Annotated in this window: 17 protein-coding genes; all 17 read left to right on the forward strand. The window is 38.6% G+C overall.

Going from position 1 to position 26506, the window contains the following annotated elements; genetic code table 11:
- Nucleotides 1–15 precede the first annotated feature (15 nt).
- Nucleotides 16–1242, forward strand: a complete 1227-nt coding sequence (locus HZA77_14490; GenBank protein MBI5376639.1) for a cytochrome C — start codon at nt 16–18, stop codon at nt 1240–1242.
- Nucleotides 1243–1383: 141 nt separating this feature from the next.
- Nucleotides 1384–2610, forward strand: a complete 1227-nt coding sequence (locus HZA77_14495; GenBank protein MBI5376640.1) for a cytochrome C — start codon at nt 1384–1386, stop codon at nt 2608–2610.
- Nucleotides 2611–2722: 112 nt separating this feature from the next.
- On the forward strand, nt 2723–4135 hold the full coding sequence (locus HZA77_14500; GenBank protein MBI5376641.1) for a beta-propeller fold lactonase family protein: 1413 nt from the start codon (nt 2723–2725) through the stop codon (nt 4133–4135).
- 49 nt (nt 4136–4184) lie between these two features.
- Entirely contained in the window at nt 4185–6410 is a 2226-nt protein-coding gene (locus HZA77_14505) for a hypothetical protein (GenBank protein MBI5376642.1), read from the forward strand.
- A 98-nt stretch (nt 6411–6508) separates the two neighbouring features.
- Entirely contained in the window at nt 6509–9457 is a 2949-nt protein-coding gene (locus HZA77_14510; GenBank protein MBI5376643.1) for a fused MFS/spermidine synthase, read from the forward strand.
- Between the two features lie 12 nt (nt 9458–9469).
- Nucleotides 9470–11422 (forward strand): tetratricopeptide repeat protein, encoded by a 1953-nt coding sequence (locus HZA77_14515; GenBank protein ID MBI5376644.1) that lies wholly within the window; start codon nt 9470–9472, stop codon nt 11420–11422.
- Nucleotides 11419–13347, forward strand: coding sequence for a tetratricopeptide repeat protein (locus HZA77_14520; protein ID MBI5376645.1), 1929 nt, complete (start codon nt 11419–11421; stop codon nt 13345–13347). The genes HZA77_14515 and HZA77_14520 overlap by 4 nt, the downstream gene beginning before the upstream one ends.
- A gap of 29 nt (nt 13348–13376) precedes the next feature.
- Entirely contained in the window at nt 13377–15254 is a 1878-nt protein-coding gene (locus HZA77_14525; GenBank protein ID MBI5376646.1) for a tetratricopeptide repeat protein, read from the forward strand.
- 143 nt (nt 15255–15397) lie between these two features.
- The gene (locus tag HZA77_14530; GenBank protein MBI5376647.1) at nt 15398–15967 is read left to right on the forward strand and encodes a DUF799 family lipoprotein; all 570 of its coding nucleotides are present in this window, start codon (nt 15398–15400) and stop codon (nt 15965–15967) included.
- On the forward strand, nt 15939–17066 hold the full coding sequence (locus HZA77_14535; GenBank protein ID MBI5376648.1) for a hypothetical protein: 1128 nt from the start codon (nt 15939–15941) through the stop codon (nt 17064–17066). The genes HZA77_14530 and HZA77_14535 overlap by 29 nt, the downstream gene beginning before the upstream one ends.
- Nucleotides 17067–17522: 456 nt before the next feature.
- Nucleotides 17523–18878, forward strand: a complete 1356-nt coding sequence (locus HZA77_14540; GenBank protein ID MBI5376649.1) for a peptidyl-prolyl cis-trans isomerase — start codon at nt 17523–17525, stop codon at nt 18876–18878.
- Between the two features lie 334 nt (nt 18879–19212).
- On the forward strand, nt 19213–21189 hold the full coding sequence (locus tag HZA77_14545; protein ID MBI5376650.1) for a cytochrome c3 family protein: 1977 nt from the start codon (nt 19213–19215) through the stop codon (nt 21187–21189).
- A gap of 10 nt (nt 21190–21199) precedes the next feature.
- Nucleotides 21200–22474, forward strand: a complete 1275-nt coding sequence (locus HZA77_14550) for a cytochrome C (GenBank protein MBI5376651.1) — start codon at nt 21200–21202, stop codon at nt 22472–22474.
- Nucleotides 22475–22685: 211 nt separating this feature from the next.
- Nucleotides 22686–23702 carry a rod shape-determining protein gene (locus HZA77_14555; protein ID MBI5376652.1) on the forward strand — a complete coding sequence of 339 codons (1017 nt, stop codon included), beginning with the start codon at nt 22686–22688 and terminating at the stop codon, nt 23700–23702.
- Between the two features lie 12 nt (nt 23703–23714).
- Entirely contained in the window at nt 23715–24422 is a 708-nt protein-coding gene (locus tag HZA77_14560) for a GAF domain-containing protein (protein MBI5376653.1), read from the forward strand.
- Between the two features lie 31 nt (nt 24423–24453).
- The gene (locus tag HZA77_14565; GenBank protein ID MBI5376654.1) at nt 24454–25116 is read left to right on the forward strand and encodes an MgtC/SapB family protein; all 663 of its coding nucleotides are present in this window, start codon (nt 24454–24456) and stop codon (nt 25114–25116) included.
- Nucleotides 25113–26489 (forward strand): DHH family phosphoesterase, encoded by a 1377-nt coding sequence (locus HZA77_14570; GenBank protein ID MBI5376655.1) that lies wholly within the window; start codon nt 25113–25115, stop codon nt 26487–26489. Before HZA77_14565 ends, HZA77_14570 begins: the two co-directional genes overlap by 4 nt.
- The last annotated feature ends 17 nt before the right edge of the window (nt 26490–26506 follow it).

The raw sequence follows: 26506 nt of genomic DNA on the forward strand, positions 1-26506 counted from the left end.
ATAAGGGGAGAAAAAATGAAAGTATTGAAATTAAGCTTGATAGTTTTAGGAGCAGTGCTTCTGAGCTTTGGGCTTTCCAGCATGAGCTATGCTTTCCATTCCGGCGGCGCTGCAGAATGCGGCGGATGTCATAGCATGCATAGCCCAGCGGCAAGCGGGAGCTACCTTTTGGTTGGTAATGATAATAGTTCGACCTGCCTGACCTGTCATGAACATGCAGGAGATACAGGTCCGAGCAGCTATCATATATCAACAGCAGCAGCAGATCTGTCGGCCGGCGTTCCTCCGAAGCAGTTGACTCCTGGCGGCGACTTTGGCTGGCTGAGGAAAGACTACAGCTTCGTAGTAAGAGGCACAACGACTAACGAAGACGGCGAAACCCATGGTCACAATATAGTAGCAGTAGATAATGGTTATGCAGCAGATTCTGTGAACACACAGGCACCTGGCGGGACTTACCTTGCATCTGACCTTGGATGCCCCAGCTGTCATAATCCTCATGGTAAATGGAGAAGGTTATCAGACGGAACAGTTGCTACAACCGGCGCTCCGATAATCGGCTCAGGCTCATATGATACCAGCTTAACACCGGCTGCAGGCGAGGCAGTAGGCGTTTACAGGCTGCTTGATGAAATTGAAGGAGTAAAACCTCCTATAGCAGTTGTTCCTGCAACATACAACAGGGCAGAATCAAGCACGCAGACCCGCGTTGCCTATGGGCACTCATCAACACAGAAATGGGGTGCATGGTGTGCAGCATGCCATACAGATATGCACAGCGATAGCGGTTATGTACATCCGATTGATGAGACTCTTGGTAGTGAAATTGCAACGAACTACGGTCAGTATGTAAAATCAGGCGATATGTCAGGAAGCTCAGCAACATCTTTCACATCATTGGTTCCTTTCGTTGAGAACTCAGCAGATTACACAGTGCTGAAATCACATGCAAAGAACAATGATTCAGTATTGAATGGTCCCGCATCAAGTGACAGGGTTGCCTGCATCTCCTGCCACAGGGCCCATGCATCAGGCTTTGAGTTTGGGTTAAGGTGGAATATGGAAGGCGAGTTTATAACTCACTCCGGACAATTCCCCGGAACAGACACGACACCGAGCTATCCTCAGTTTGCAAGAGGACGCTTAGGGGCAGAAACTCAGAAAGCATACTATGACAGAGCTATTTCTAAGTTTGCAACCTATCAGAGAGTGCTTTGCAACAAGTGTCATGCACAAGACTAAGAAAAGGTATTTATAGTTATCAGCTTTAATAAAAGGGGGCTGCTAAAACCAGCCCCCTTTATGTGTGTATATAAATCAGTTCATGCAATAGATTCCAAGGTTTAGAAAGCCTGTTCATATTCATAATGGATGGGACATAAAATGAGAATTTTGAAGTTGTGCTTAATCATAATCGTGCTGGTTCTTCTAAGCTTTGGGTTTGCCGGTATGAGTCACGCTTTCCATTCCGGCGGTGTTGGAGAATGCGGTGGTTGCCATAGCATGCATAGTCCGAAGGCAGGTGGGAGCTACCTTCTTGTCGCTTCAGATTATAGCTCGACATGTTTGACATGCCATGAACATGCAGGTGATACCGGACCGAGCAGCTATCATATATCAACTGCAGTAGCAGATTTGTCAGCAGGCGTTCCTCCGAAGCAGTTAACCCCCGGAGGCGACTTTGGCTGGCTGAGGAAAGACTACAGCTTTGTAGTAAGAGGCACCACGACAAACGAAGATGGCGACACGCATGGACATAATATTGTTGCTGTAGATTATGGTTATTCATCGGATTCTACAAATACGCAGGCTCCCGGCGGGACATATTTATCGTCAAATCTCGGATGCACAAGCTGTCACAATCCGCATGGCAAATGGAGAAGAGTGTCAAACGGGGGAGTTATTAATTCAGGTGCTCCCATAATAGCATCCGGTTCATACGACAACAGTCCTGTACCGGAGACAGGTGAGGCAGTGGGTGTTTACAGGCTGCTTAATATGATTAACAGAGGAACACCTCCGATGGCTGTAGCTCCTTCAACTTATAACAGGGATGAATCAACCACACAGACTCGAGTTGCTTATGGCTCCTCATCAGTCCAGAAATGGGGTGCATGGTGTGCATCATGCCATACAAATATACACAGTGATAACGGCTATACGCATCCGGTTGACGAAACCCTTGGCAGCAGTATCGCAGCGAAATATGCCAACTATGTAAAAACAGGCGATATGTCAGGCAGTTCAGCAACTTCATTTAATTCATTAATTCCGTTTGCAGAAAATACCAGCAGTTATAGTGTCCTTAAAAATCATGCCAAAAATAATGATACATTTCTGAACGGTCCTGCATCAAGTGACAAGGTAACATGCATATCATGCCACAGGGCACATGCATCAGGCTGGGAATATGGCTTACGATGGAATATGGAAGGCGAATTTATAACCTATGCCGGGCAGTTTCCCGGAACAGACACGACGCCAAGCCAGCCGCAGTTTGCAAGGGGACGTGTGGCAGCAGAAACACAAAAAGCATATTATGACAGGCCTGTTGCAAAATTTGCAACCTATCAGAGAGTGCTTTGTAACAAGTGCCATGTGCAAGATTAAGGAAAAGTACTGATAATTAGTAAACATCATAAAGAAAATAAAAGAGGGCTGGTGAGGAATCAGCCCTCTTTTATTATTGAACAGCATTTACTGCTGTATTATGATAAAAAATATGCAAAAAAAACTTATATTTTTGACTTTGGTTGTTCTTTACTCTTTTTTTTTCCAGGGTTGTCAGACAGGGAGTTTCAGGTTCAAACAGCCGCTTGAAAATGAAGGAGAGCTGTATGTTTATGTTAAACCCTTTCCCAATGAAGCTGAAAGACTCTCTTTCAAGCTCGAAAGCATTTCTGCTTTAAGAAGCGACGGTTCTGAGTTTAAACTGACGCTAATTTTAGATAAATTCGATTTCTTTGAGATTGGGAGGCAAAGACTGATTGCGACAGGAATCCTTCCGCCCGGAAATTATGCGGGATTAAGGCTAAAAGCTTCAAGTGCTTCTCTTAAGACGGAAGAAGGAGAGCGTTCTCTCTTTATATCTGATGTTTCCTCGCAATTGGATTTTCAGTTCCAGGTGGAAAGAACTAAGGCATCAATGATCTCAATGAGTTTTAAATATGCTGAATCGGTAAGCGACAAATTCAGCTTCACCCCTTTTTTTTCGGTTTTTATTCCTGAACGGACCATTCCCGGCCTTGTCGGATATGTTTCCAATTACAGCGACAACAGTATCATGGTTTTTGACAAAAAAAAATTGGAGATAACCGGAGTTATTTCCACTGAAGCCGGTCCAAAAGGAATGGCATTAGATAATCTGCTAAAGAGAACTTATATTTCCATCTATGATGAAGATATGGTTTTTGTCTATGATATATCTTCTAACCGTTTAATAAATATTATAAGGCTTGATATAGGGGACAATCCCGGGGAAATTCTACTTTCACAGGACGGGCAGTTGCTTTTTACTGCAAATAACGGGTCAGATACAGTAAGCATTGTAAATACCGGCTCTTCTCTGGTTATGGAAAAAGTACAGGTGGGAGACGGTCCAAATTCTCTCTTGATTGATAATAGCGGAAGACACATCTATGTTTTTAACACTCTTTCAAACAATATCTCTGTTATAGATGTTGCAACCAGAAAAGTGTCTGCTACAATTCCAACCGAACAGGGACCTCTGAGAGGGCAGTTCAGCAGGGAAGAGGATAAACTCTTTGTGATACACGAAAGTTCCCCTTATCTTCTTGTCTTTGATACTTCAACTCTGGCTCTATTGAGAAGAGAATCCATTGGCATGGGAGCCAAATTTATCAAGGTTGATAAGAGGACAGGTTTTTTTTACATTGCAAATGAATATAAGGATGAGATTGCCATTTACAATCCACTCTCCTTTATTCCAATGGATTATATACTCACAAAAGGCGCAGTAAACTATATGACCATAGACGGAGAGGAGAATAATCTTTATCTTCTTGCGCCGGATTCCAAGTCCCTCGTGGTTATTAATATTATAAGCAGGAAGGTTATCTCCGAGATGGATATAAGTGATAATCCAGACTGGATAACATTAGTCGGAGAGCAATAGAGGATTTTTTTTCCAGCCCATGGCTGCTTAAGGAGCTTGTTGGTTGTTTTTGTCTGATAGAAAAATTTATTTCTTTTTTCTTGTTTTCCTTTTTTTTTCTAATTTAGCGTCAGCTTATTTTCTGAACGGGTATGTAGATATCAATTATTCGCATCTTGATACTACATCGGAAAGCGAGGGAAGCAATGAAACTGAACAGGAGTCTGATGACTTCAGGCATCAGTACAACTTCAACATCAATAAAAATATATTTCCACAGATCAGGCTCCTTGCCAACACCATATTTGAACAGCGTATTTCAAGGTCAAGGTTTGACGGGGAACTCACTGACTCAAAAACCACCATTGTGAGACCCCTGATTGATCTCACTTTAAGGGATAAACTGTACACTGCTGGGATCAGCTACAACAGGAAATCTGAAAAGAATGATACAGATAATTCTCCGGGGAAAACTGATATAAATGAAGAATATAATGCCGTGCTCGGCTGGAAACCTGTGGGGCTCCCTTCGCTTGACATGAGGTATAAGAAAACAAACACCTTTGACAAGAGACGTTCAGATAGAGATGTGACAGATGATTTTTATCAGGTTTTTTCAATATACGAACCAATCAACAACCTGAAGCTCAGGTATCAGGGGGATTTTGACAATACGGAAGATAAGATAAGTAAAATCGAGCAAAAGAACATTTCCCATTCAGGCAAAGGAGCGTTGGATCTGAAGTTTTTTAAAGAACGTGTTTCTTTCTATTCAAGTTATGACATTAGCCGGAGGTCAACGGAAACTATATTTTCAGACCTGACTTCAGGCATTGCTGGAGAAGGAAAGATACTCCTCAGCCCTTTTGCAGGACTTGCTGGTTTGGATGATACGCCGTTGGAAGGTTCCTTAAACTCCATAGACTCTCCTTCTCCGCAACTTATAGACGGAGATACTTCTACGGTAGTGGCAAGTTCGGAAGTGAATATAGGATTTGTCGCAGGAGACAGGAAATTAAGGAATTTAGGAATTGATTTCAGCATTAAAACAGAGGTCGATACAATCTATGTATGGGTCAACAGGGAACTTCCCTCTAAAGCTGCATCCTATTTTTTTTGGGACATCTATATAAGCAATGACAATGAAAACTGGACTCTCTGGGATAAAGCCTTTTCCCCTGCGGTTTTCGGCCCTTTTGAAAACCGGTTCATAGTGAAGTTCCCTGCAGTTGAAACAAGATATATAAAATTAGTTGTAAAGCCTCTTTCTGAGAGCGTTGCCTTCTCAATCCCCTTTTTCGAAGATCCCGATAAAATATTCATTACCGAGATTCAATCATTCATAACAATAAGCTCTACGTCTAATTCCAAGAAAAGAGACAAATTTGTTGTGACAAGCCAGTTTTATAATGCTGATGGACGGGTGAGGATTTTTGATAAGCCCTATGTTTATTATGAGATTTCATATTTCTTGTCAAAAACAGATGGTATTCAATCGAATAAAAAATCAAACCTTTCAAACGGGATTTCCATTAATCACAATTTCTGGAAGATCTTTACCGGCAACGCAAGGTTTGCAAGGGAGGATATTGAGGATAATAGCGAAAAATCATTCGCCTATGTCTATAACGCGTCCTTGAATGCAACTCCCCTGCCCACTCTTTACCATAACATTAGTTTCAATAAGAGATATGAGAAAAATTCGGAGGGGAAAACAGACAGGAGTTCAGTTGTGCTTTATAATAACGTTGAACTCTATAAAGGGATAAACGCATTTGTAAGCGGTGGATATAGTTTTTCAACTTTTGAAGACAATACCAAGCAAGTATCAAATAATTTTGATTTTGGAGCAAATATCATACCCCATCCTTCTGTTAATATTAACCTTAATTATTCTGCATCTGATTCAGAAAAAACAGGAGGCGGAATACCTGAATCAAGCACATATTCAAAAAGAAGCGAATTATTGGTTTCTTATCGTCCTTTCAGCACACTCTATCTTGTTGGTTCATGGAGCAAATTGTCAGACAGCGGCGCAGAAGGAAGAGACATCACTCAGAGATACAGCGTTAACTGGGCTCCATTTCCTAATGGCCAGCTTCAGTTCGGGTTTCAGTATGATGAGGAAAAAAGAACGATTGATAACCAGTTAAATAAATTGATACGTCCATCGCTTAGGTGGAATTTAAGTCCCAGTACATATCTGGATATTTCTTATTTGATAATAGAAAGCGATTCAGACTTTACAAACTCTGAATCAAAGGTATTTAGCGTAAATCTCAGGATATCTTTTTAGCATTTTATTAAAATAAAGAACCAATAAAAGGATTTGAGGGAAAATTGCTATTGATTGTTATTTATCTTATGTTTTTTTTGTCCGGCGCAGCAGCGCTGATGTACCAGGTTATTTGGGTACGCATGCTGGGACTGATATTTGGAGGAACTAATCTCGCTGTCACTGCAGTTCTTTCCATTTTTATGGCAGGTCTAGCATTGGGTGGCTACGCAATCGGCAGATATGCGGATAAGACGGCAAAACATTTAAGGCTGTACGGTCTTCTCGAGTTTGGAATAGGTATTTCTGCCATACTATTTGTTTTTTTTATTAAAGCATATCCGCTTACATACATATTTCTTGCATCAGGAAAGGATGATTCTCCGGTCTATCTTTTTTCAATACGCATCCTCTTTTCTCTTGCGGCATTAATTGTTCCGACAACATTGATGGGAGGTACGCTTCCAGTATTGACTAAGTTTGTGAGTCGAAGGGAAAAAGATGTGGGCTCCCAGCTATCTTTTCTTTATGCGTTTAACACTATTGGCGCTGTAGCAGGTGCCTTGATTGCGGGGTTTTATTTACTGAGGTTTTATTCTGTAACAGTTACTGTCAGCGCGGCTGTGGCAATAAACCTGCTGATAGGCATTATCTCAATCCTTATTCAGGATAAAACTGCCAGGGTATTCGCTGTTGATAAATCTGCAGAGGAATCAAAAGGGAGTTTTCCGGATAATGTGACCGATGAAAAAACTTCAGAGTATAACGGAAGTTTATTTCCGGTGAGACTTGTTGTTCTCGGAATCGGGATAAGCGGTTTCTGTGCCCTTGGCTATGAGGTATTATGGACAAGGGTTCTCACCATTGTCGTCGGCGCAAGTGTTTATGGCTTCACCATAATGCTTGTTGCTTTCCTTGCAGGGATAGCTATTGGAAGTGAACTGTACGGAATTATCCCGAAGATTTTCAGGCTGAAGGACAGGGGGATTGGCTCATCCATCTTCTGGTTCGGGATAGTCCAGATAATCATAGGGATAACCGCGTTGATAGTAAGCATTTATATCAGGGACCTGCCGGTAAATTCAATGCGTTTGCAGAATTATTTTCAGAATGCCGGAGAAGAATTCTTTCAAGCAAAGATATGGTCCAATTTTGCTCTTGCTTTTATCTATATGTTTGTACCGGCGCTTTTTATGGGGATATCTTTCCCATTGGCAGGCAAAGTCCATGCAGAATATAAGAAAAAGGTTGGAAGTGCGGTGGGCGAATTGCTTGCCTATAATACCGTCGGGGCTATACTTGGGGCTGCTGTTAGCGGTTTTGTGATGATCTACCTGTTTGGGATCGAGAGATCTCTTCAGATTCTCATAGTTATCAATTTAGGCTTAGGTCTGCTTGTAGTTTTAAGCTTGCTTAACATTAAGCTGTTGAACTGGTTTGTACCTGTGCTTACTATCGGCTCTCTTCTTTTTCTTTTTTTTAATCATGATGCGCTGAGAATATGGAATACTAAATACTTTGCCATTTTCAGAAACAATCAGCCGGAAGCTTTCAACACCCCGGAAAAGATAGAAGAAGCTATGGAAAACACGGACGTACTTTACTATGCCGAAGGAGTAGAGGCAATTATAAGTTCTGTAAAAGTAAAAGGAGGACACCAGTCTTTTATAACAAATGGCAGAGTTGAGGCATCAACTTCTATGGAAGGGCAACAATGCCAGATTTTTCTTGGACACTTGCCAATGCTCCTTAATAAAAATCCCAGAAAAGTTCTTGTAATTGGAACAGGAAGCGGGATGACTTTGGGGGCAACATCTGTCTATCCGAGCGTAGAAGAAATAACTCTTGTAGAGATTGAGCCAGAGGTGATTGGCGCAACAAGAACCTTCGGCGCCTATAATCACCATGTCATTGATAATCCTAAATTAAGGATGATCTTTAATGACGGGAGGAATTTCCTTCTTACAACTAAGGAAAAGTTCGACGTTATAACCGCAGACCCAATACATCCGTGGTTCAGGGGAGCGGGATATCTGTATGCAACTGAGTATTTCAAACTTGCTTCCGAACACCTAACGCCCGGCGGAATTATATGCCAATGGCTGCCGTTATATGAGCTGACAGTTGATAATGTAAAATCCGTAGTAAAAACATTCAGCGAAAACTTTAAATACTCCATGATCTGGTTAAGTTATAACGATGCGGAAATTATAGGTAGCAATTCTCCGATCATGATTGATGAATCGGAACTTTCCGTAAGAGTATCGCAACCCGAAGTTTTAAATGACCTTAAGAGAGTATTAGTCCAGTCTTCTGACGACCTTCTGAGTTTCTTCCTTATGGGAAGAAAAGGCATGGAAGAATTCAGCCGTGACGGGATAGCAAACACCAACGATAATTTGTATCTTGAGTTCTCGGCTCCCTTTTCTATAGGCAAGGGATTTCTTACTGGAATAAATGTAAATGCCTTGGCAAAATACAGGGAAAGTATTCTGCCATATCTCGTTCCAGCGGAAGGCAGGGAGGCGCAGGAAGAGCAGAAAAAGAAGTGGGAAAGTTATGACAGGGCGTCGGACATTGCGGTAAAAGCGCAGGGATTGTTCTTGGGAGGGAAATCAGGTTCCAGGGATTTTGAGATATTTATGAACGTTCTTGAAGATAAATACAAGTGGCATGCATTGGGAAGGATGCTGAGATCTGAAATCACCCTGAAACGACTACTTGAACCAAAGCTTCTGAAACAAACAGGAATTGAACTTGCGGACTTGTCGGGGAGAAGGATATTGATTGAACTTTCAGTTGTCCTGGTTCCTGTCAGCAAAGAAAGAGCGGCAGTTGCCTTTGTGGACAACGAAGCCAGGAAAATATATGGGCAGATTTATATAAACGATTTAAGCGATGAGACAATAAATCCGCTGGTTGATGATATCATGACTGGCATAGATAATGTCTATAATAAGGAGTTCGAGTCTGCGGTCAGAGTAGGAAAAACTCTGCCACCATACGGTTCAACTATTAAAAAGATAGAAAAAGAAATCAATTCAAGAATTGATAGCATCATTAATTAGAAAATAAAAAAAATGCTGAACAAGATAGTCACATACGAAAAAAAAACATTTTTTTATATTTTGCTTTTAGCCCTGCTCGGACTGTTGGTCTATTCAAATACATTACATGTGCCTTTTATCTTTGATGATGAGCCTACAATAATAAGGAACCCGGTAATAAGGAGCTTAAGCAATCTCATCGTTAACCCGCCGGAAGGCAGGTATAATACCGGAAGATTTATTGCATATTTAACTTTTGCAATAAATTACAGGGTTAACGGGCTTGATGTTGCAGGCTATCATATCTTCAATATTGCAGTTCATATTATCAATACCCTGCTTGTCTATGCTCTTATTATCCTGACTTTTAAAACTCCCCGGATGAAGAGCTCCGGGTTAGCAGATCTTGCAGGGGAGGTCGCTTTTATGGTTTCAGCCTTTTTTGCCCTTCACCCTGTCCAGACACAAGCTGTAACTTATATAGTTCAGAGAATGACATCACTGGCGGCACTTTTTTATCTTTCAGCAGTTGTGCTTTATATTAAAACAAGATTGAGCCAGGAAGGACGCGAGTTTTTCAGCAGAAGAACAATTTCTTTCTATGCCTTGTCAATTGCCTGCATTATTCTTGCAATGAAAACCAAGGAGATTTCATTTACATTGCCACTGACAATAGTGCTTTATGAGTTTCTTTTTTTCAGGGCAACAGGGATGAAAAGGCTTCAATTGATATTGCCTGTTCTTTTGACTGCCTTGATAATTCCATTAGGCATTATAAATTTTAATGCGCCTTTGGGGAATGTCTTTTCCGATGTAAATGAAATAGCATCCGGCAAGGCGAAGATATCGAGTGCCGATTATCTTTTGACACAATTCAGCGTTATCGTTAAATATTTAAGGTTGTTGTTTTTCCCGTTAAACCAGAATCTTGATTATGACTATCCATTGTATAATTCTTTTTTTGATATAAATGTTATTCTTCCATTTCTTGTTATTGTTTTATTATTTTCAAGCGCTCTGTTTATGGCAAGAAAAGCATTCAAGGGATCCGACCCTTATATGTTGCTTGTTTCCTTTGGAATATTCTGGTTCTTGATCACAATATCCATCGAATCAAGCATTATTCCCATTGCCGACGTTATTGTTGAACATCGGGTATATCTTCCATCTGTTGGTTTTTTTGCCGCCCTGGTTGCTTTCCTCATGTCTATTGGGTTCAATGCAAAAACAGGGCTCTCAAAGGCCGGCTATGTGATAGTTTCAATGTTGTTATGTGCTGCAATTTTATTTTCCTTCCTTACATTTTCAAGAAACGATGTATGGGGAAAAGAAACGGTTTTTTGGGAAGATGTAGTTAAAAAAAGCCCCAATCTGGCAAGGGCACATGGCAACCTGGGCAATGCATATGTGAAAGCCGGTAAATTGGAAGATGCTGTGAGGGAATTTGAAACGGCAGTTGACCTTCGTCCGGACTATGCGATTGCACATTATAATTTAGGCAATATTTACGGGAAATCAGGAGATTTTAAGAGTGCAATAGAAGAATTGAAGATTGCTATAAGTATAGACCCAAAATATGCTTCACCGCACAATAACCTAGGGCTTATCTATAAAATTGAAGGCAAAACAGAAGAAGCGATAGATGAATATAAGCGTGCACTTGAAATAGAGCCTGATAATTCTGAGATACACTTTAACCTCGGAGTGGTTTACAGTGATATTGGCATGTTTGATGAGGCAATCGCAAGATACAAGTATGCGATAAAATTCAATGCTGATTACACGGCGGCTCACAATAATCTCGGAGCAATTTTCGGGAAACTTGGTAAATTTGAAGATGCCATAAGGGAATTTCAAACTGTAAAGGAGTTAAATCCTTCTGATGCAGGTGCTTACTATAACTTAGGGTTAATTTACAGGAAGCAGGGAAGAATGAATGAAGCTTTAAAGGAATTTCAAGCTGCAGATGCACTCAGAGCTAAATGACAAATAATAATCAAATATATCTTCGCTTCAAGGCTAACAAATTTTATTTTCTGATAATAATTGCAATCATTTCATCTCTTGCATACAGCGTCACTCTTTTAAATGGCTTCGTCATGGATGATTATTTTACAGTTTTGAAAAACAACTGGATTAAAAAAGCCAATAATATCCCGGAAATATTTACTTCAAATTACTGGGCTTATTCCGGCGGGCATACAAGCTTTTACAGGCCCCTGATACATATAATCTTTATGACAGGCTATGTTCTCTTTGGTCTTAACCCACAGGGTTTCCATCTTATAAATCTTTTGTTTCACGCCGCGGTTTCAATTCTTGTATTTCTGATTTCTGCTAAGCTTTTCAGGAAAATATACCCGTCGGTTAAAGATGAAATCCTGTTTTTTTCTTTTATTGCATCACTTTTATTTGCCCTCCATCCTATTCACACGGAAGCTGTTGCATGGGTTTCGGGAATTACAGATGTTTCATATTCATTCTTCTATCTGCTCTCTTTTTACCTTTACATTCAATGGCGGGAAAAAGAACTGTCAGGCAATATTATTTATTTTTGCTCAGTCATGTCATTCTTCCTTTCCACCTTATGCAAGGAACCGGCGCTTACACTTCCTGTTGTACTTGTCTTATATGACAGTTTATTTATGAAGACTAAAGTCTGGAAATATGACTCCTTCAGGCGGTATATCCCATTTCTAATTACTGCCGGAACATATCTTTCAATGAGAATTTATGCTCTACAGGGAATAGCCCCTGTAAAAAAGAAACTTGAGTTTAGCGCTTATTATTATCTATATAACATCCCTGTTTTTATCAGCAGTTATATTGGCAAATTACTTTTTCCGATAAATCTCAATGTTTGGCATGTTTTTAACCCGGTTAAATCATTTATAGATATAAGGTTCTTCCTATCTCTCGCCATAATCTCTTTGATTTGTGTTATTGTTATAAGGTCATCAAAAAACAAGATTTCTTTTTTTGGTTTTATTCTCTTTATGATTCCGCTTTGTCCCACCCTATATGCTCCGGCACTTGCACAGAGAGTTGAGAATGTTTTTACCGAACGTTACATTTATCTTCCTTCATTAGGTTTTATTCTGGTTATAACCGGATGTATATTGTGGCTTAGGGAGAATAGACCTCAATGGACAAATGCAGTTTTGCTTATTGTAAGCATTATACTGGTTATCTATTTTCAGGGAACTGTGCGGCGGGCATTTGTCTGGAAAGACAGCTACACTTTGTGGACCGATGCCGCTCATAAATCTCCGGAAAGTTCCAACCCCCACAATGCACTTGGCGATTATTTCAATGAAAAGGGGATTATTGATAAAGCTATAGAAGAATACAAGACAGCAATTAGGCTTGAGCCAGAATGGGCAAATAGTTATATAAACCTCGGCATTTCCTATAATAAAAAGGGATTGACTGATCTTGCGGTTGAACAGTTCTTGATTGCGCTGAAATTAAATCCCGAATTTCCTGAACCATACAACAACCTCGGTATCATCTATGCAAGAAGGGGGAAAGAAAAAATTGCAATTGACTATTTTAAGAAAGCAATAGAACTTAATCCCTACTTTGAAGAGGCTTACAGGAATCTTAGCATAGTGTATTCTGCAGATAATAATATGGAAGAGGCAATAAAATATCTGGAGATTGCCATCAAGCTCAATCCTGATAACGCGGATTCTCATAATAATATCGGGGTTCTCTATGCAGAAAGCGGCTTTATTGAAGATGCAATAGGGCATTTCAGGACAGCAATTAAACTACAGCCTGAAGATCCATTCGGGTATTATAATCTTTCAAAGGCTTATGAAATTAAAGGTTTAAAGGTTGAAGCAGAAGAGATGAGAGTAAAGGGGAAAGGACTTGATAGAGATATGAAATCTCCTTCAAGACAGTAAAAGTATAATCTGAAAGAATTTGAGCTGAGATGAAATTCGGATTTTCAAAATCAAGAGAAGGAATAACTATTATTATTTTGACAATAGTCTCCTTCGCTGTCTTCGGGAATGCCCTTTTTAACGGATTTGTTTACGATGATCATTTCCAGATATTGGATAATGAATGGATCAAAGATGCAAAATATATCCCCAAAATATTTTCCACAAATGTCTGGGAGTTTGAAGGTGAGGTTTCAAATTACTACAGACCTCTTATGCATCTAAGTTATATGGCCTGTTATTATATCTTTGGAATCGAACCCTTTGGATTTCATCTTGTAAATGTCTTTTTTCATATAGGAGTCTCTTTACTCCTTTTTTTCATTATTTACAGGATGCTTGAAGGAATAATTACCCCTTATCCGGCTTCACCTTTTTTGCCTGCTCTTGCAGGTGCAGTGCTGTACGCGGTACATCCTGTGCATACTGAAGCTGTGACCTGGGTTGCCGGTATACCTGAGCTTTCTTTTTCATTTTTTTATTTGCTTTCTTTTTATCTTTACTTATCAGCGACAGCAGTGAAAGATTTGTCCTTTTTGCTCTCCCTCTTGTCATTTTTCCTTGCAATATTGTGCAAAGAGACAGCTTTGACACTACCATTAATCATTGTCTGTTATGATTTTTCTTTCAGAAGGAATAAGCTGATATTTTCTGATTTTCTTAAAAGATACCTGCTTTTTTTTATGGTCTGTGGAACTTACCTTGTTTTAAGGTTTTCAGTGCTTGGAAATTTTGCGCCTTTAAAACGTCATTCCAATCTCAGCGTTTATGAATATTTCATCAATATATTTCCTCTTTTCAGCAAGTATCTCAAAAAACTCATTTTTCCTGCAAACCTAAATGCTTTTCATGTTCTTCATCCAATTTCTGCTTTGATGACTGTTAAAGGAATTGTCTCGATAGTGATATTTTTATTGTTTGTCATTTCAATGTTTATTTCCCTTAAAAAGAACAAAGAGATCTTTTTTGCTCTTAATCTAATTGCCCTGCCTTTAATCCCTGTGCTGTATATACCGGCACTTGGTGAAAATACTTTTTCTGACCGGTACCTCTATCTTCCATCTGCCGGATTTGTGATGCTTTTATCAATTATGTTTTTTTGGCTTAATGCCTATAAAGCCAAATGCTTCAATTTTATTTCAGTTAGCTTCCTTATAGTAATTTGTTTTTATGCTTTTAATACCATAGAAAGAAACAAGGTCTGGGAAAATGATTTTTCCTTGTGGAAAGATACTGTGAAAAAGTCTCCTGACAGTGCATTTGCACTTAATGAACTTGGGATTGCATATGCAGGCAAAGGCATGTTTGATGATGCAATAAAGCGATATGTTGCGGCTTTGAAGATAAACCCTGATTTTGCAAGAGCGCATAATAACCTCGGAATGGCTTATATGGCTGGGGGGCAAATAGATAAAGCCATTGAACATTATAATGAAGCTTTGAAGATAAGCCCAAATTTTTCAAAAGTACATAATAACCTCGGAATAGCATATGAGAAAAAAGGTATGACAGATGAGGCGATTGATGAGTTTAAAAAGACGCTGGATTTGGATCCTGATGGTTACGAGTTTTATATTAATTTGGGAAATGCTTACAATAAAAAGAGATTGCCACAAAAAGCAATGGAATCGTACCAGAAGGCACTGGAATTAAAACCGGGCAATTCTGATGTGTGCATGCATATCGGTATTCTTTACGGGGAATCGGGGCAACTAGATAATGCGATTGAATATTTTGAAAAAGCTTTAGCATCAAATCCGAGTGACCCGATAATCTATTTCAACATGTCAAATGCCTATAAACTAAAAGGGCTTGTAAATAAAGCTGAAGAATACATGGCCAAGGGAAGAAGTCTGTCGGAAAGGTAGATTTGCTCTGATGATTATGTTAGTTGACATAATAACTGGATTTGATAAATTCATTGAATTTATTAATTAAAACAAACTATAAATAAACACTGATGACGGTTAAATTTTAATATAATGCGAGAAAAATATTCGGGATGCCGGCAATGAAAATCTATAATTTAAACAAATGTGTGGTTTTATTTGTGCTTCTGTCATTTTTAGCCTGCTCTCATACCGACGTTTATAAAGATACTAATATGGACTTCGGAGCAATACAGAGGGTGGCTGTCATGCCTTTTGCAAATTTTTCAAGAGATAATCAGGCAGCAAGCAGGGTAAGGGATGTTTTTATTACTATGTTAATGGCAACAAGCACAGTATATGTTATCCCTACGGGTGAAGTATCAAGCGGAATCTTAAAAACTGGTATGACTGATTCGTCCGCTCCCTCTGAAGAGGAAATTAAGAGGTTTGCAAATATCGTCAATGCAGATGCCGTGATTACTGGTGTTGTGAAAGAGTATGGGGAAGTCAGGTCAGGAAGCACCCCTTCAAATATCATTTCTATCAGCATGCAGATGATAGAGAAGGACTCAGCTAATGTAGTATGGTCCGCTTCCTCAACAAAAGGTGGGGTAAGCATTACAGACCGACTTTTTGGAGGTGGCGGTGTTCCAATAAATGATATTACAGAAGATGCAATCAATGAAATATTGGATAAGCTTTTCCAGTAGACTGTTAGTCTGCCTTTCCGTAATTATTTTAATTTCCCACGGCTGTTCAATAACTGATAAGAAAGTGGAAAGAGGCTACGAAAATATTCAAAAACTGAATATAGCCGTTTTACCAATACAAAATCTGAGCGGTTCTGTAGCGCCGTTAAAAGAAATAAGGGAACTACTCATAGCCAGAGTTAGAAGTATGGGAATAAATGTGATAGAGGAATCTCTCCTTGAAGGATATATGGAAAAAAACAGAATACGTTATTCAGGCGGGATAGATAACAAAACATCTCTATCAATAAAGGCTGAAATAGGAGTTGATGCTGTTTTAATCACATCTCTTACTCTTTACAATGAGTATCTTCCGCCGAGGGTTTCGTTAAGTTCAAGGATGGTTTCAACCGGAGGAGAACCGTCAATAATGTGGATGGATAGCATTGGCTTTGCAGGAAATGATTTCCAGGGTTTGTTGGGATTGGGCATTATAACGGATCCGGTTGAAGCAAGGGTAAAAGCTGTTATGCTTCTTGTTGATTCATTGTCAGGATATCTTTCAGGGAAAGTTGGGATCTATGAAGCCCCATGGGGAGGAATTAGGTTTAATCCGAAGTATGTTTATAATAAAAATTTCATTAAAAAAGATAATAAATACAAGATAGCAGTAATACCATTTTTCAATGACAGCACTCGGAAGAATGCAGGGGAAATAATGATGCTCCATTTTGTTGAGCAATTGGTGAAACAAAAAGAATTTGATTTGGTAGAACCTGGGATAGTAAGGGAAAAACTTCTTGAATTAAGAATAATAATGGATCAGGGGATTTCAACTCCTCAATCCGAACTTCTTTTTTACACTTCCGACATTGATTTGATATTGGGTGGGAGAGTAACTGATTTTCAGGATTTTATAGGTTTTTATGGCAATCCCATTGTTGATTTCTCTGCAATGATTATGGAAAGAAACAGCCGTGATGTTGTATTTGCGGCTAAGAGCTATAACAGGGGAGGTGACTATGTTTTTCTGTTCGACTGGGGGACGATTAATGTAGCTGAAGAAATGGCATCTGAAATGATTAAGGCTGTCACTGGTTTAATTGTGACTGATAACTAAATAAGATTTAATAAGGCCAGTAGGAATGAGGCGCATTTGCATAAAATGTAATTAAGTGAGGATATTTATATGAGAAAATTGTTTGTAGTAATCGAGATATGCTTTGTAATATTTTTTGTCTTCCAGTCAGATGTCTTTTCTTTTGGAGGACTGGTTCAGAATGAAAATGATCTTTCCGGCAGGGAAGCCCCGGTGAGTAACGACATTCTTATCAATCTTAGAATACCATTATTTTCTCCTTTGTTTTCTAACATTCCCGTTGCATTGGTCAATGGAGAAGCCATTACACTGGATGACCTTAAAAATTCTCTTGGCTCAATTCATGAGGATGTAAGTGAAAAAAAGGGACCGGCAGATAAAAACTTTAATGAAATTATTAACAGACTTGTCAATGTAAAACTTATACTGCAGGAAGCACGTGATATAGGGTTGTATGATTTGCAGGACGTAACAAAAATGATTGATAGTTATTCAGAAGAGCTTTTGATTGAAATGGTTCAGGAAAGACGAGTAAAGGATCTTAAGGCTGATGATGCAGAAGTGGACAATTTATATAAAAAAGAAGTCAAGGAACTAAAAATCAAATCAGTTCTTTTTGAAAAGGAAGAAGATGCTAAAAAAATGATTGAAGAGATAAAAAATGGAAAAAACTTTGATGAGATTGCACAGACTTTAATTTCCAATGAAACTGCTAAAGGAGATATTGATGGGACTTATCTTAGAGAAAAAGAGCTGCAGCCAAACGTGTTTAAGGCAGTATCTGAAATGGAAATTGGAGGGATAAGTTCAATTGTCCCTGTGATTAAAGGTTTTTCGATTTTTAAGCTTGAAGAGACACGGTTTCCTGAAGATGCTGGAATAAAGGAAAAGATAACAAATGAGGTTCTTAACCGGAAAAAAGTGCAAGTATTGATTGAATACAATAGCGAGCTTTTAAAGAAGTACGTAAAGATAAATCAAAAATTAGTTGATAAAATAGATTTTGAGGCGCTGAAGCCAGGATTTGAAGAATTATTGAAAGACAATAGAATTGTTGCAGAGATAGAAGGCGGTGATAAGGTTACAGTAGGACAATGGGCAGATGCTATAAAACAAAAATATTTTCATGGTGCAGATAGGGCGATTGAAAGAAAGAGGGTAAATAAAAACAAATATGAAGTTCTTGAAAAAATTATTGTAAAAAAAGCTCTTATCATTGAAGCGTCCAAAGCCGGCATTGATAAAACCGAAGAATACACAAATATGATTAAGGGGTACGGGGATTCATTAGTATTTAATGAATTTGTAAAAAAGGCTGTTGCTCCTAATATTAAGATGAATGAAGAAGACAAACAAAAATATTATGAAGACCATAAAATGGAATATGCTTATTCCGAAATGGTAAAGATTGATGCCCTGGGCTTTGAAAATATTGATTTCGCCAAATCAGCCCTTAAGAAGCTTGATTCAGGAGCAGAGTTCGAATGGATTAAAGAAAATGCTGAAGGCAAGCTTGATAATATTTCTGACGAGATTCTGGCGATCGAAGGCAATGTGATAGCGACAGATAGTTTGCCAGATGATATTAAAAAAGCCTTGTCAGGTGTTAAAAAAGGAGATTTCAGGCTATATGAGGCGGCTGACGGTTTTTTTTATGTTTTCTATATCAAAGAGTTTTATGTTGCAGTACCTCAGCCCTTTGAAGATGTAAAGGATTTAATAACAAACAAAGTTGTTGGAGAGAAGCTTAATAGCGAGTTAAGATATTGGGAAAATAAGCTAAGGGAGCAATCCGATATCAGGATATTCTTTCAATCAGAAGCTTCAATGTAATTAGGAGGTATATTTATCAACCTAGTAATAATGCATTCAAGTTTTCTGCAGCAAACTGAGAGTGGTAAAATACTTTAGAATAACATTAAATATTTTGCAGAATAAGTTTCTGAATATTCTTAATTAATGCCCTAAAAAAGCATATTTTTTTTGACTTACATTTTTTCTTGATGTATTTTTTATTTTAAAAAAGAGTGTAAATTTTCTTTCTTATTTTACTTCTGAAAGGGTAGCTCAGAAATTACCGGTACTACTAACAATTTATTGTTGCCCTGAGATTGAAGTTGAACTTGGGAATGGCAATTAAGAAAAGTATCAACACATTGGAGAAAATATGTATTTAGGGAATAAGAAAATTCGTAATGTTTTTCCGGTAATAATTTTGCTCGTTTTTGCGTCAATCCTCTTTATGGCATTAAGGTCTGAATCGGCTAAGAGACAATTTGAAAGCAAAGAATGTTTTAGCTGTCATAAGGAATTTGAGAAAAAATACTTTTCGATGAAAAGCATACATTTAATTGTCAAAAAGGAACAATGCGAAGAATGTCATATCAGGCATGGGAGGGTTCCGGCGCTTATTTTAAAAAAGCCTTGGAATGAACTATGTCTTCAATGCCACGCCAAAGAGAAGATAGGTTTAGACGATCCCAATATGCATTCTGCGCTTAACGGCAAATGTAATAATTGCCATAATCCGCACGCTTCCGAGTCTGATCATTTACTCAAGATTGAAGGAAAAGAACTTTGCTATGGGTGTCACAAAAAAGAAAATTATGAAAAACAGGTTACTCATAAAGTTTTGCAGAGCAATGGATGTGGTGCATGCCACAATTCCCATAGTTCAAAAGAAAAAAATCTGCTTGTTAAACCAGAGACAGAGCTTTGCCTTGCATGTCATGAAAAGGAAAAAGGAGAGTTCAAAAAAGCTCACGGAAGTTATCCTGTAGAAACTTCAAAATGTACTGTATGCCATAACCCGCACTCATCATCGCAAGCTAAGCTTTTAAAAATGTCGGCTCACGATCCGGTTGTTTCTGTAAGCTGTGAAAGCTGTCACAATTCTCCGTCGTCAGAAAAAGCATTTGGGACGACAGAAATCGGCAGTAAAATTTGTTACCAGTGCCATGACGAAACATCTCTTAAAGCAGGTGGAAATATTGAACATTCGCCCTTTAAGGAAGGGATGTGCCTTGATTGCCACAATCCTCACGTATCTGAGAATCCTAAGCTTTTAGTGGCAGGTGCGAACAATTTATGTTTTAACTGTCATAGCGAAAAAGGGGAAAAAACAGCTGTTTCGCATGCAGCGGTAACCGAGGGTGATGGATGTTTATCATGCCATATGCCTCATGCTTCGAAATATTCCAAAATGCTCAAGGAAAAACCGGGAGATATCTGTTTTTCATGCCACGAAGACATTAAGAATTATCAAAAATCTAAAAATGTACATTCTCCTTTCAGCGACCTGATGTGTACCGAATGTCATAATCCCCATGGTTCAAATTTTCAGGCTATGATGAAGGAGCGGACCGACATAGTATGTTATAATTGCCATTCAGAAGCTAAGGATAAATTTGAAAAAACGAATATGCATCAGCCTGTAAAAAATGGATTTTGTAATTCATGCCATAATCCCCATGGTGCCGACGAAGCAAAACTGCTTAAAATGGCTCCTACGAAGCTCTGTGAAAATTGTCATAAAGAACTTATGGAGCAAGGAAAAGGAAGCGGAACAAATCATGTACCATTTGCTGACAAAGATTGTCTTACCTGTCACAATCCGCATGGAAGCAATATAGAAGGAATGATTCTTGATAAGCAGAAAGTTTTATGTTTGACATGTCATTCAGAGTTCGAAGCGGAAATAGCAAAGAATAAAAGCGTACATTCACCCGTAAGTAATGGTGAATGCACAAAATGCCATAGCCCTCACAAGTCTAAAAATAAGAGTTTGCTTTTGGCGCCTAGCCCGGATGTATGTCTGGTATGCCATAAGGATATTAAAGAAAGGATAGAAAAAGAAAGAAAACATCCACCTGCGGCAAGGGATTGTTTACGTTGTCATAAACCACACTTTTCACCTGAGAAATCTTTATTGTCCCAGCCTGTTCAAAGCCTGTGCGGCGAATGCCACAACTTTAAAAAAGATAGTTTTGTTCAGGCACACATTAATATTGATCCTGGTTCAATAGATTGCAGGAGTTGTCATGACCCACATGCTTCTAAAGATTCAAATTTGTTTAAAAAGAACTTACATCCTCCTTTCGCAGAAAAATCCTGCGAGGAATGTCATGTTGTTGAAAAGCAGTAAAGGAGAAAAGATGAAATTAATGTATAGAATGTTTTCCCTTTTTTTTCTTATGGAGATGTTTTTTTGTATTACATATGTTGATTCAGCAGACAAGTTCAAGCTTAAGCCGGGAGCAGAAGGAAAAATATGCCTCGATTGCCATTCGGATTTTGAGAAAAAAATTGGTGGGAAATTTGTTCATACTCCGGTAAAGTCCAGGGATTGCAGAGGTTGCCATAATCCCCATGCTTCAACTTATGATAAAATGTTGTCTAATAGCACTAAGGAGATTTGCTTCACCTGTCACGAAGAGATAATACCTAAAAATGCGGCTAGTACCCATAAAGTTGTAGTCGAGGGAAACTGTGTAAAATGTCATGACCCCCATGGATCCAATAATAAATTCAATCTGCTAAAGGAAGGAAATGACCTTTGTTTTGATTGTCACAGGAAAAAAGGAGATGAGATAAAAAAGTTTGAGTTTAAACACAGCCCGGTAGAAGGGAATTGTCTTAACTGTCACAACCCCCACGCCTCAGTTGAATCAGCCTATCTATTGAAAAACAAGGTGCCTTCTATATGCAACGATTGTCACAAAACCGACAGCCAGGCATTTGTTAGACAGCATATGAACTATCCTGTTGGCGGGCAAAAGTGTAATATATGTCATAGTGTGCATGGTTCTAATAAGGCTGGATTACTGTATAGCAACGTGCATCAACCTGTCAGTGGAAAAATGTGTGCGCAGTGTCATGAAGACTTTAACTCAAAGACCCCATTTGCCACAAAGAAAGCCGGTGTTGAGCTTTGCAAGGATTGTCATAGTGACATGATAAGCCAGGTATTGGGCAAGAGTCATGTTCATCCGGCTTTAGATGATAATAACAGCTGCTTGAACTGCCATAGTCCTCATGCCACTGACCAGCCTAAACTTCTCAAGGATACAATGGTAGAGGTATGTAATAATTGCCATCCAGATGTCATTGAGAAGATTATAACTGTTAAGACAAAGCACGCGCCTGTTAGCGAAGGTACTTGCACCGCTTGTCATATGCCGCATTCATCAGAGAGCGCATTTCTCCTCAAAACACCTACTGTTATAGGGCTTTGTGGTGGTTGTCATGATTGGCAGGGGCATTCAACACACCCGATAGGAGAAAAAGTATTTGATCCAAGAGATAAAACACATACACGTACCGTTGATTGCCTGAGTTGTCACGAGCCTCATGGGAACGACTTTGAAAGAATGCTCCGTTACAAGGTGCAGACTGAATTGTGTACTCAATGCCATCAGGAAAAGCGCTGATAAGGTGATCTATTATTTAATTCCTGATTATAATCTATTGAATTTTAGGTAATTTTACCTGTATGGCTTGACAAGAAAAGTTTTTTTTTTGTATCATAGACAACATATAATAATTAACAGTAGGTTAAAGGCGAGCTTTACGGGCTCGCCGATTAATTTTTTAGGCTTAATGAATTTTCAAAGCATTTTTTTTAAAAAGGTCCGTTGATTTATGTCTTTATTCTCAATTTTTTCAAAAGATATTGCTATTGATTTAGGGACTGCAAACACCCTTATTTTTTTAAAAAATAAGGGTATCATTATTAATGAACCATCAGTTATTGCCATCGATAAGCAAATAAAGAAAACTTTGGCTGTAGGTCGGGAGGCAAAGAAGATGCTGGGGAAAGCGCCTCCTAATATAGATGTTATAAGACCAATAAGGGATGGTGTAATTTCAAACCTTGAAGCGACCCTTGAACTGCTGAGTTTTTTCATAAAGAAGGTAAATAACAAGCAATTGTTCAGCTATCCCAGGGTAGTTATCTCAATACCGCTTGGTATAACTTCCGTTGAAAGACGTGCAGTGAAAGAATCTGTGGAGGAGGCTGGAGCAAGTGAAGTTTATATCATTGAACAACCTATGGCTGCAGCAATCGGTGCAGGACTTGCAGTTCAGGAACCGTCAGGAAACATGATAGTTGATATTGGAGGCGGTACCACGGAAGTTGCCGTTATTGCGCTTGCAGGTATAGTTTATGGGCAATCGATAAGGGTTGCCGGAGATGAGCTGGATCAGGCCATTATAAATTTTGTAAAAAATAAGTATAATATACTGATCGGTGAACAAATGGCTGAGAAAGTGAAACTTGAAATATGTTCAACGATAAGAACTGATAATAAAAATGAAATGGAATTGAAAGGGAGAGGATTGATAGAAGGTCTCCCTATTACTGTGAAGATAAAAAAACAGGAAGTCCAGGAAGCCCTGAAGGAGACACTCACAATAATAGTTAATACAGTGCTAAAGACTCTCGAAAATACTCCTCCGGAGCTTGCATCAGATATAGTTGATAAAGGAATATATATGGCAGGAGGAGGAGCACTCCTTGATGGTATAAATGAACTAATGTTCAAAGAAACAGGATTGCCGGTATATACTGCTCAGAATCCTTTGTCTGCGGTAGTTTTAGGTGCAGGGAAAGTCTTAGATGAAATTAAGCTTTTAAGGGAGATTTCTTTAAAGTAGGAGGCAGTCAGGGTGGAAAAGCTTATTCATTGCCGTAAATGTGGAAAGCTTATGAAAAGAGAAATCGTTGATGGCTGGAAAGCAAAGCTTGTTTGCAGCTGCGGTTTTTCAGATTTTGAGTTGATAAGCGGAGTTACAAGGTCTCTTGCACCAAAGTTGATTAAGGCTAAAAGAAGAGAACTTACTGACGTTTCTAAGGATATTGAACTTGAATTTGAGTATTCCAAGTCTGAAAGAGAGAAAAATGAACTTGCGTGTATAAGCGAAGTTACATTTTTACTGGCAGGAGGAGGAAAAAAAGAAGAACTTAACAAAACTATAATGACCAGGGTTTGTAAAGTCCTGAATGCTACAACAGCGTCTCTTTATATCGCTGAAAATGATTCTCTTTTACTAACAGTTGGGATTGGCATAAAAGATGACCTTGTAGGGAAGATTAAGCTTAAGATAGGTGAAGGTATAACAGGGCTTGCAGCAGAAAATCGAGAACTTATAATTGTCGAGGACATTTCCTTGGATGACAGATCAAAAAGGATTGATGGCATAGATGAAGGCAACTTGAAAGCAATGATAGCTATGCCTGTGCTTGCCGGAAATGAAGTGGTAGGTGTTATGAATATCAAAAGTTCAAGAAAACGGGTTTTCGTTGAGGATGAAATATTCTTCATTTCTACTATGGCTAATATACTTTCTCTGAATATAAACCGGCTTGGTAATTAACTTGGTAATTAAATAGAGAGCCGGGAATTGTATGATTGATTTACAAGTAACTCTCCTTAGACTCTTAATTGTAACGGCTCTCTCTGGCATTATAGGCCTCGAAAGAGAAAGACGCAACCAGCCTGCCGGATTCAGAACACATATAATCCTTGGAATTGGCTCAACACTGACCATGCTAATATCCATTCATATGGTTGAGATTTTCCCACAGCACAGCAGTGACCCGGCACGAATTGCTGCACAGGTGGTTACTGGAGTTGGCTTCCTCGGAGCAGGTGCGATTCTACGTTTTGGGGCGAGCGTTAAGGGTCTTACAACTGCTGCAAGCCTTTGGACAACGGCAGTAATAGGCTTGGCAATAGGCAGCGGTTATTATTCCGGAGGATTTATTGCTGCGTTTATAATAGTTCTTGCTCTTTCCGTTCTTAACAAAGTTGAAAAATTCTTTCTTGGAAGCAAAGGAGATAAAAGCCTCTTATTGACTGCTATAGAGTCTCCGGATATTTTAACAAATGTTGAACAAGCTCTCGTTATGGCAAATGTATCGATAGTTAACATAAGATTGAATAAAAATGCGTTCACCAAAGAACTTGATATTAACGCAGTTATAAGAGTTCCTGCAGATGTTGACATCTTTTACCTGCAAAAGAAGCTTGCTGATATAAAGGATATCTCTGAGGTAGAAATAAGATGAGTGTCTTGCTGGTTGACACAGGGGATTTTGTTCTCCAATTAGCAAATGCCTTCAAAGCAGACAGGAAGAAGCTCATAATATTATGCCAGAACATGAAGGTAACAGAACAACTGTTCAATAAAGGTTACAGTGTAATAAATGCGAGCCCTTTTGCAAAGTCAAGTTACAGGCAAATCGATTTTTCTGAACTTTCCGAGATAATCATAGGAGCAAAAAATATTAAGAAGGCAAAGCAGATTCTTGATTTCTTGAATAGCAGGAGAAAAGCTTCCTCGCAACTGATACTTGCGCTTAAGGACAGTGTTCTTAATCCTGAAGATGAAAAGGAAATAGAGGCCAACAAAATAATCTCAATTCCGGATCTAGTTTCAAAAGATTTCTTTATTGAACTTGGAAAGTACAATAAAAGAAGAAATGTTGAAAAATTGTTTTCTAATATTGCGGATGGTGACAATGTATTGATAGTTTCTCATGACAATCCTGATCCCGATTCAATTGCATCATCAATGGCTCTCAAATATTTATTGAAGAAGGCAAAAAAAGTTAATGTAACTATCGGATATGGCGGCAATGTCGGACGTTCAGAAAATACAAACATGCTGGAACTTCTAAAAATTAAGATGTTTACTTTTGATCAGATTAATCTAAATAAGATTAATAAGGTCGCGATGATTGAAACAGCCCCCGATGGAACTACCTCTTACAGAGGTAAAATAGCACCATGCATAATAATAGATCATCATCCGCACCGTGGACAATATAATTCTGCTTTTGTTGATATTAGGCCTGAAATAGGGGCTAACTCAACAATATTAACAGAATATTTTATTTACTCCCGGTACAAGATGACAAAACAAATTGCGACAGCTCTTTTATATGCAATAAAAACTGATACTATGTCATTCAATAGAGGTATTACTTCATCTGACATCGAAGCATTTTCCTACTTGTATAACCTTGCTGATTTGAATCTGTTAAAAAAAATAGAGCAGCCATCTCTTTCGCTTGAAGAATTTGAAGCTTTTGGTAAAGCCACATTGAAAAAAAAGGTCGTTAAAGGTGTTTTATTCTCAGATATCGGAGAGGTAAAAGACAGAGAGATAATCCCGCAGATTGCTGATTTTTGTCTGGAACTTAAAGGAATTAAGATTGCAGTTGTTATTGGAACTATAAATGAGAATTTGTTTTTATCTGCTAGAAATAAAGACATTAAAATCGATGCAGGCAAACTTTTAAAAAAGGCTTTTGAGGAATTAGGAAGTGCCGGTGGACATAAACTGATGGCCGCCGCTGAGTTAAAAATGTCAAAACTTCCAAAATCAAGAAAAGAAATTAATTCTTTTATAATTGAAAATATTATTGGAAATCTATAAGTTATAATAACAAATCA

The organism is Candidatus Schekmanbacteria bacterium (assembly GCA_016219965.1).
Taxonomy (GTDB): domain Bacteria; phylum Schekmanbacteria; class GWA2-38-11; order GWA2-38-11; family J061; genus JACRJM01.

Coding starts and splice junctions, on each gene's coding strand:
- HZA77_14515 (MBI5376644.1), top strand. CDS start 9,470: ATGCTGAACAAGATAGTCACATACGAAAAAAAAACATTTTTTTATATT.
- HZA77_14545 (MBI5376650.1), top strand. CDS start 19,213: ATGTATTTAGGGAATAAGAAAATTCGTAATGTTTTTCCGGTAATAATT.
- HZA77_14565 (MBI5376654.1), top strand. CDS start 24,454: ATGATTGATTTACAAGTAACTCTCCTTAGACTCTTAATTGTAACGGCT.
- HZA77_14530 (MBI5376647.1), top strand. CDS start 15,398: ATGAAAATCTATAATTTAAACAAATGTGTGGTTTTATTTGTGCTTCTG.
- HZA77_14525 (MBI5376646.1), top strand. CDS start 13,377: ATGAAATTCGGATTTTCAAAATCAAGAGAAGGAATAACTATTATTATT.
- HZA77_14540 (MBI5376649.1), top strand. CDS start 17,523: ATGATTGATAGTTATTCAGAAGAGCTTTTGATTGAAATGGTTCAGGAA.
- HZA77_14510 (MBI5376643.1), top strand. CDS start 6,509: ATGTACCAGGTTATTTGGGTACGCATGCTGGGACTGATATTTGGAGGA.
- HZA77_14555 (MBI5376652.1), top strand. CDS start 22,686: ATGTCTTTATTCTCAATTTTTTCAAAAGATATTGCTATTGATTTAGGG.
- HZA77_14495 (MBI5376640.1), top strand. CDS start 1,384: ATGAGAATTTTGAAGTTGTGCTTAATCATAATCGTGCTGGTTCTTCTA.
- HZA77_14570 (MBI5376655.1), top strand. CDS start 25,113: ATGAGTGTCTTGCTGGTTGACACAGGGGATTTTGTTCTCCAATTAGCA.
- HZA77_14520 (MBI5376645.1), top strand. CDS start 11,419: ATGACAAATAATAATCAAATATATCTTCGCTTCAAGGCTAACAAATTT.
- HZA77_14500 (MBI5376641.1), top strand. CDS start 2,723: ATGCAAAAAAAACTTATATTTTTGACTTTGGTTGTTCTTTACTCTTTT.
- HZA77_14535 (MBI5376648.1), top strand. CDS start 15,939: ATGAAATATTGGATAAGCTTTTCCAGTAGACTGTTAGTCTGCCTTTCC.
- HZA77_14550 (MBI5376651.1), top strand. CDS start 21,200: ATGAAATTAATGTATAGAATGTTTTCCCTTTTTTTTCTTATGGAGATG.
- HZA77_14490 (MBI5376639.1), top strand. CDS start 16: ATGAAAGTATTGAAATTAAGCTTGATAGTTTTAGGAGCAGTGCTTCTG.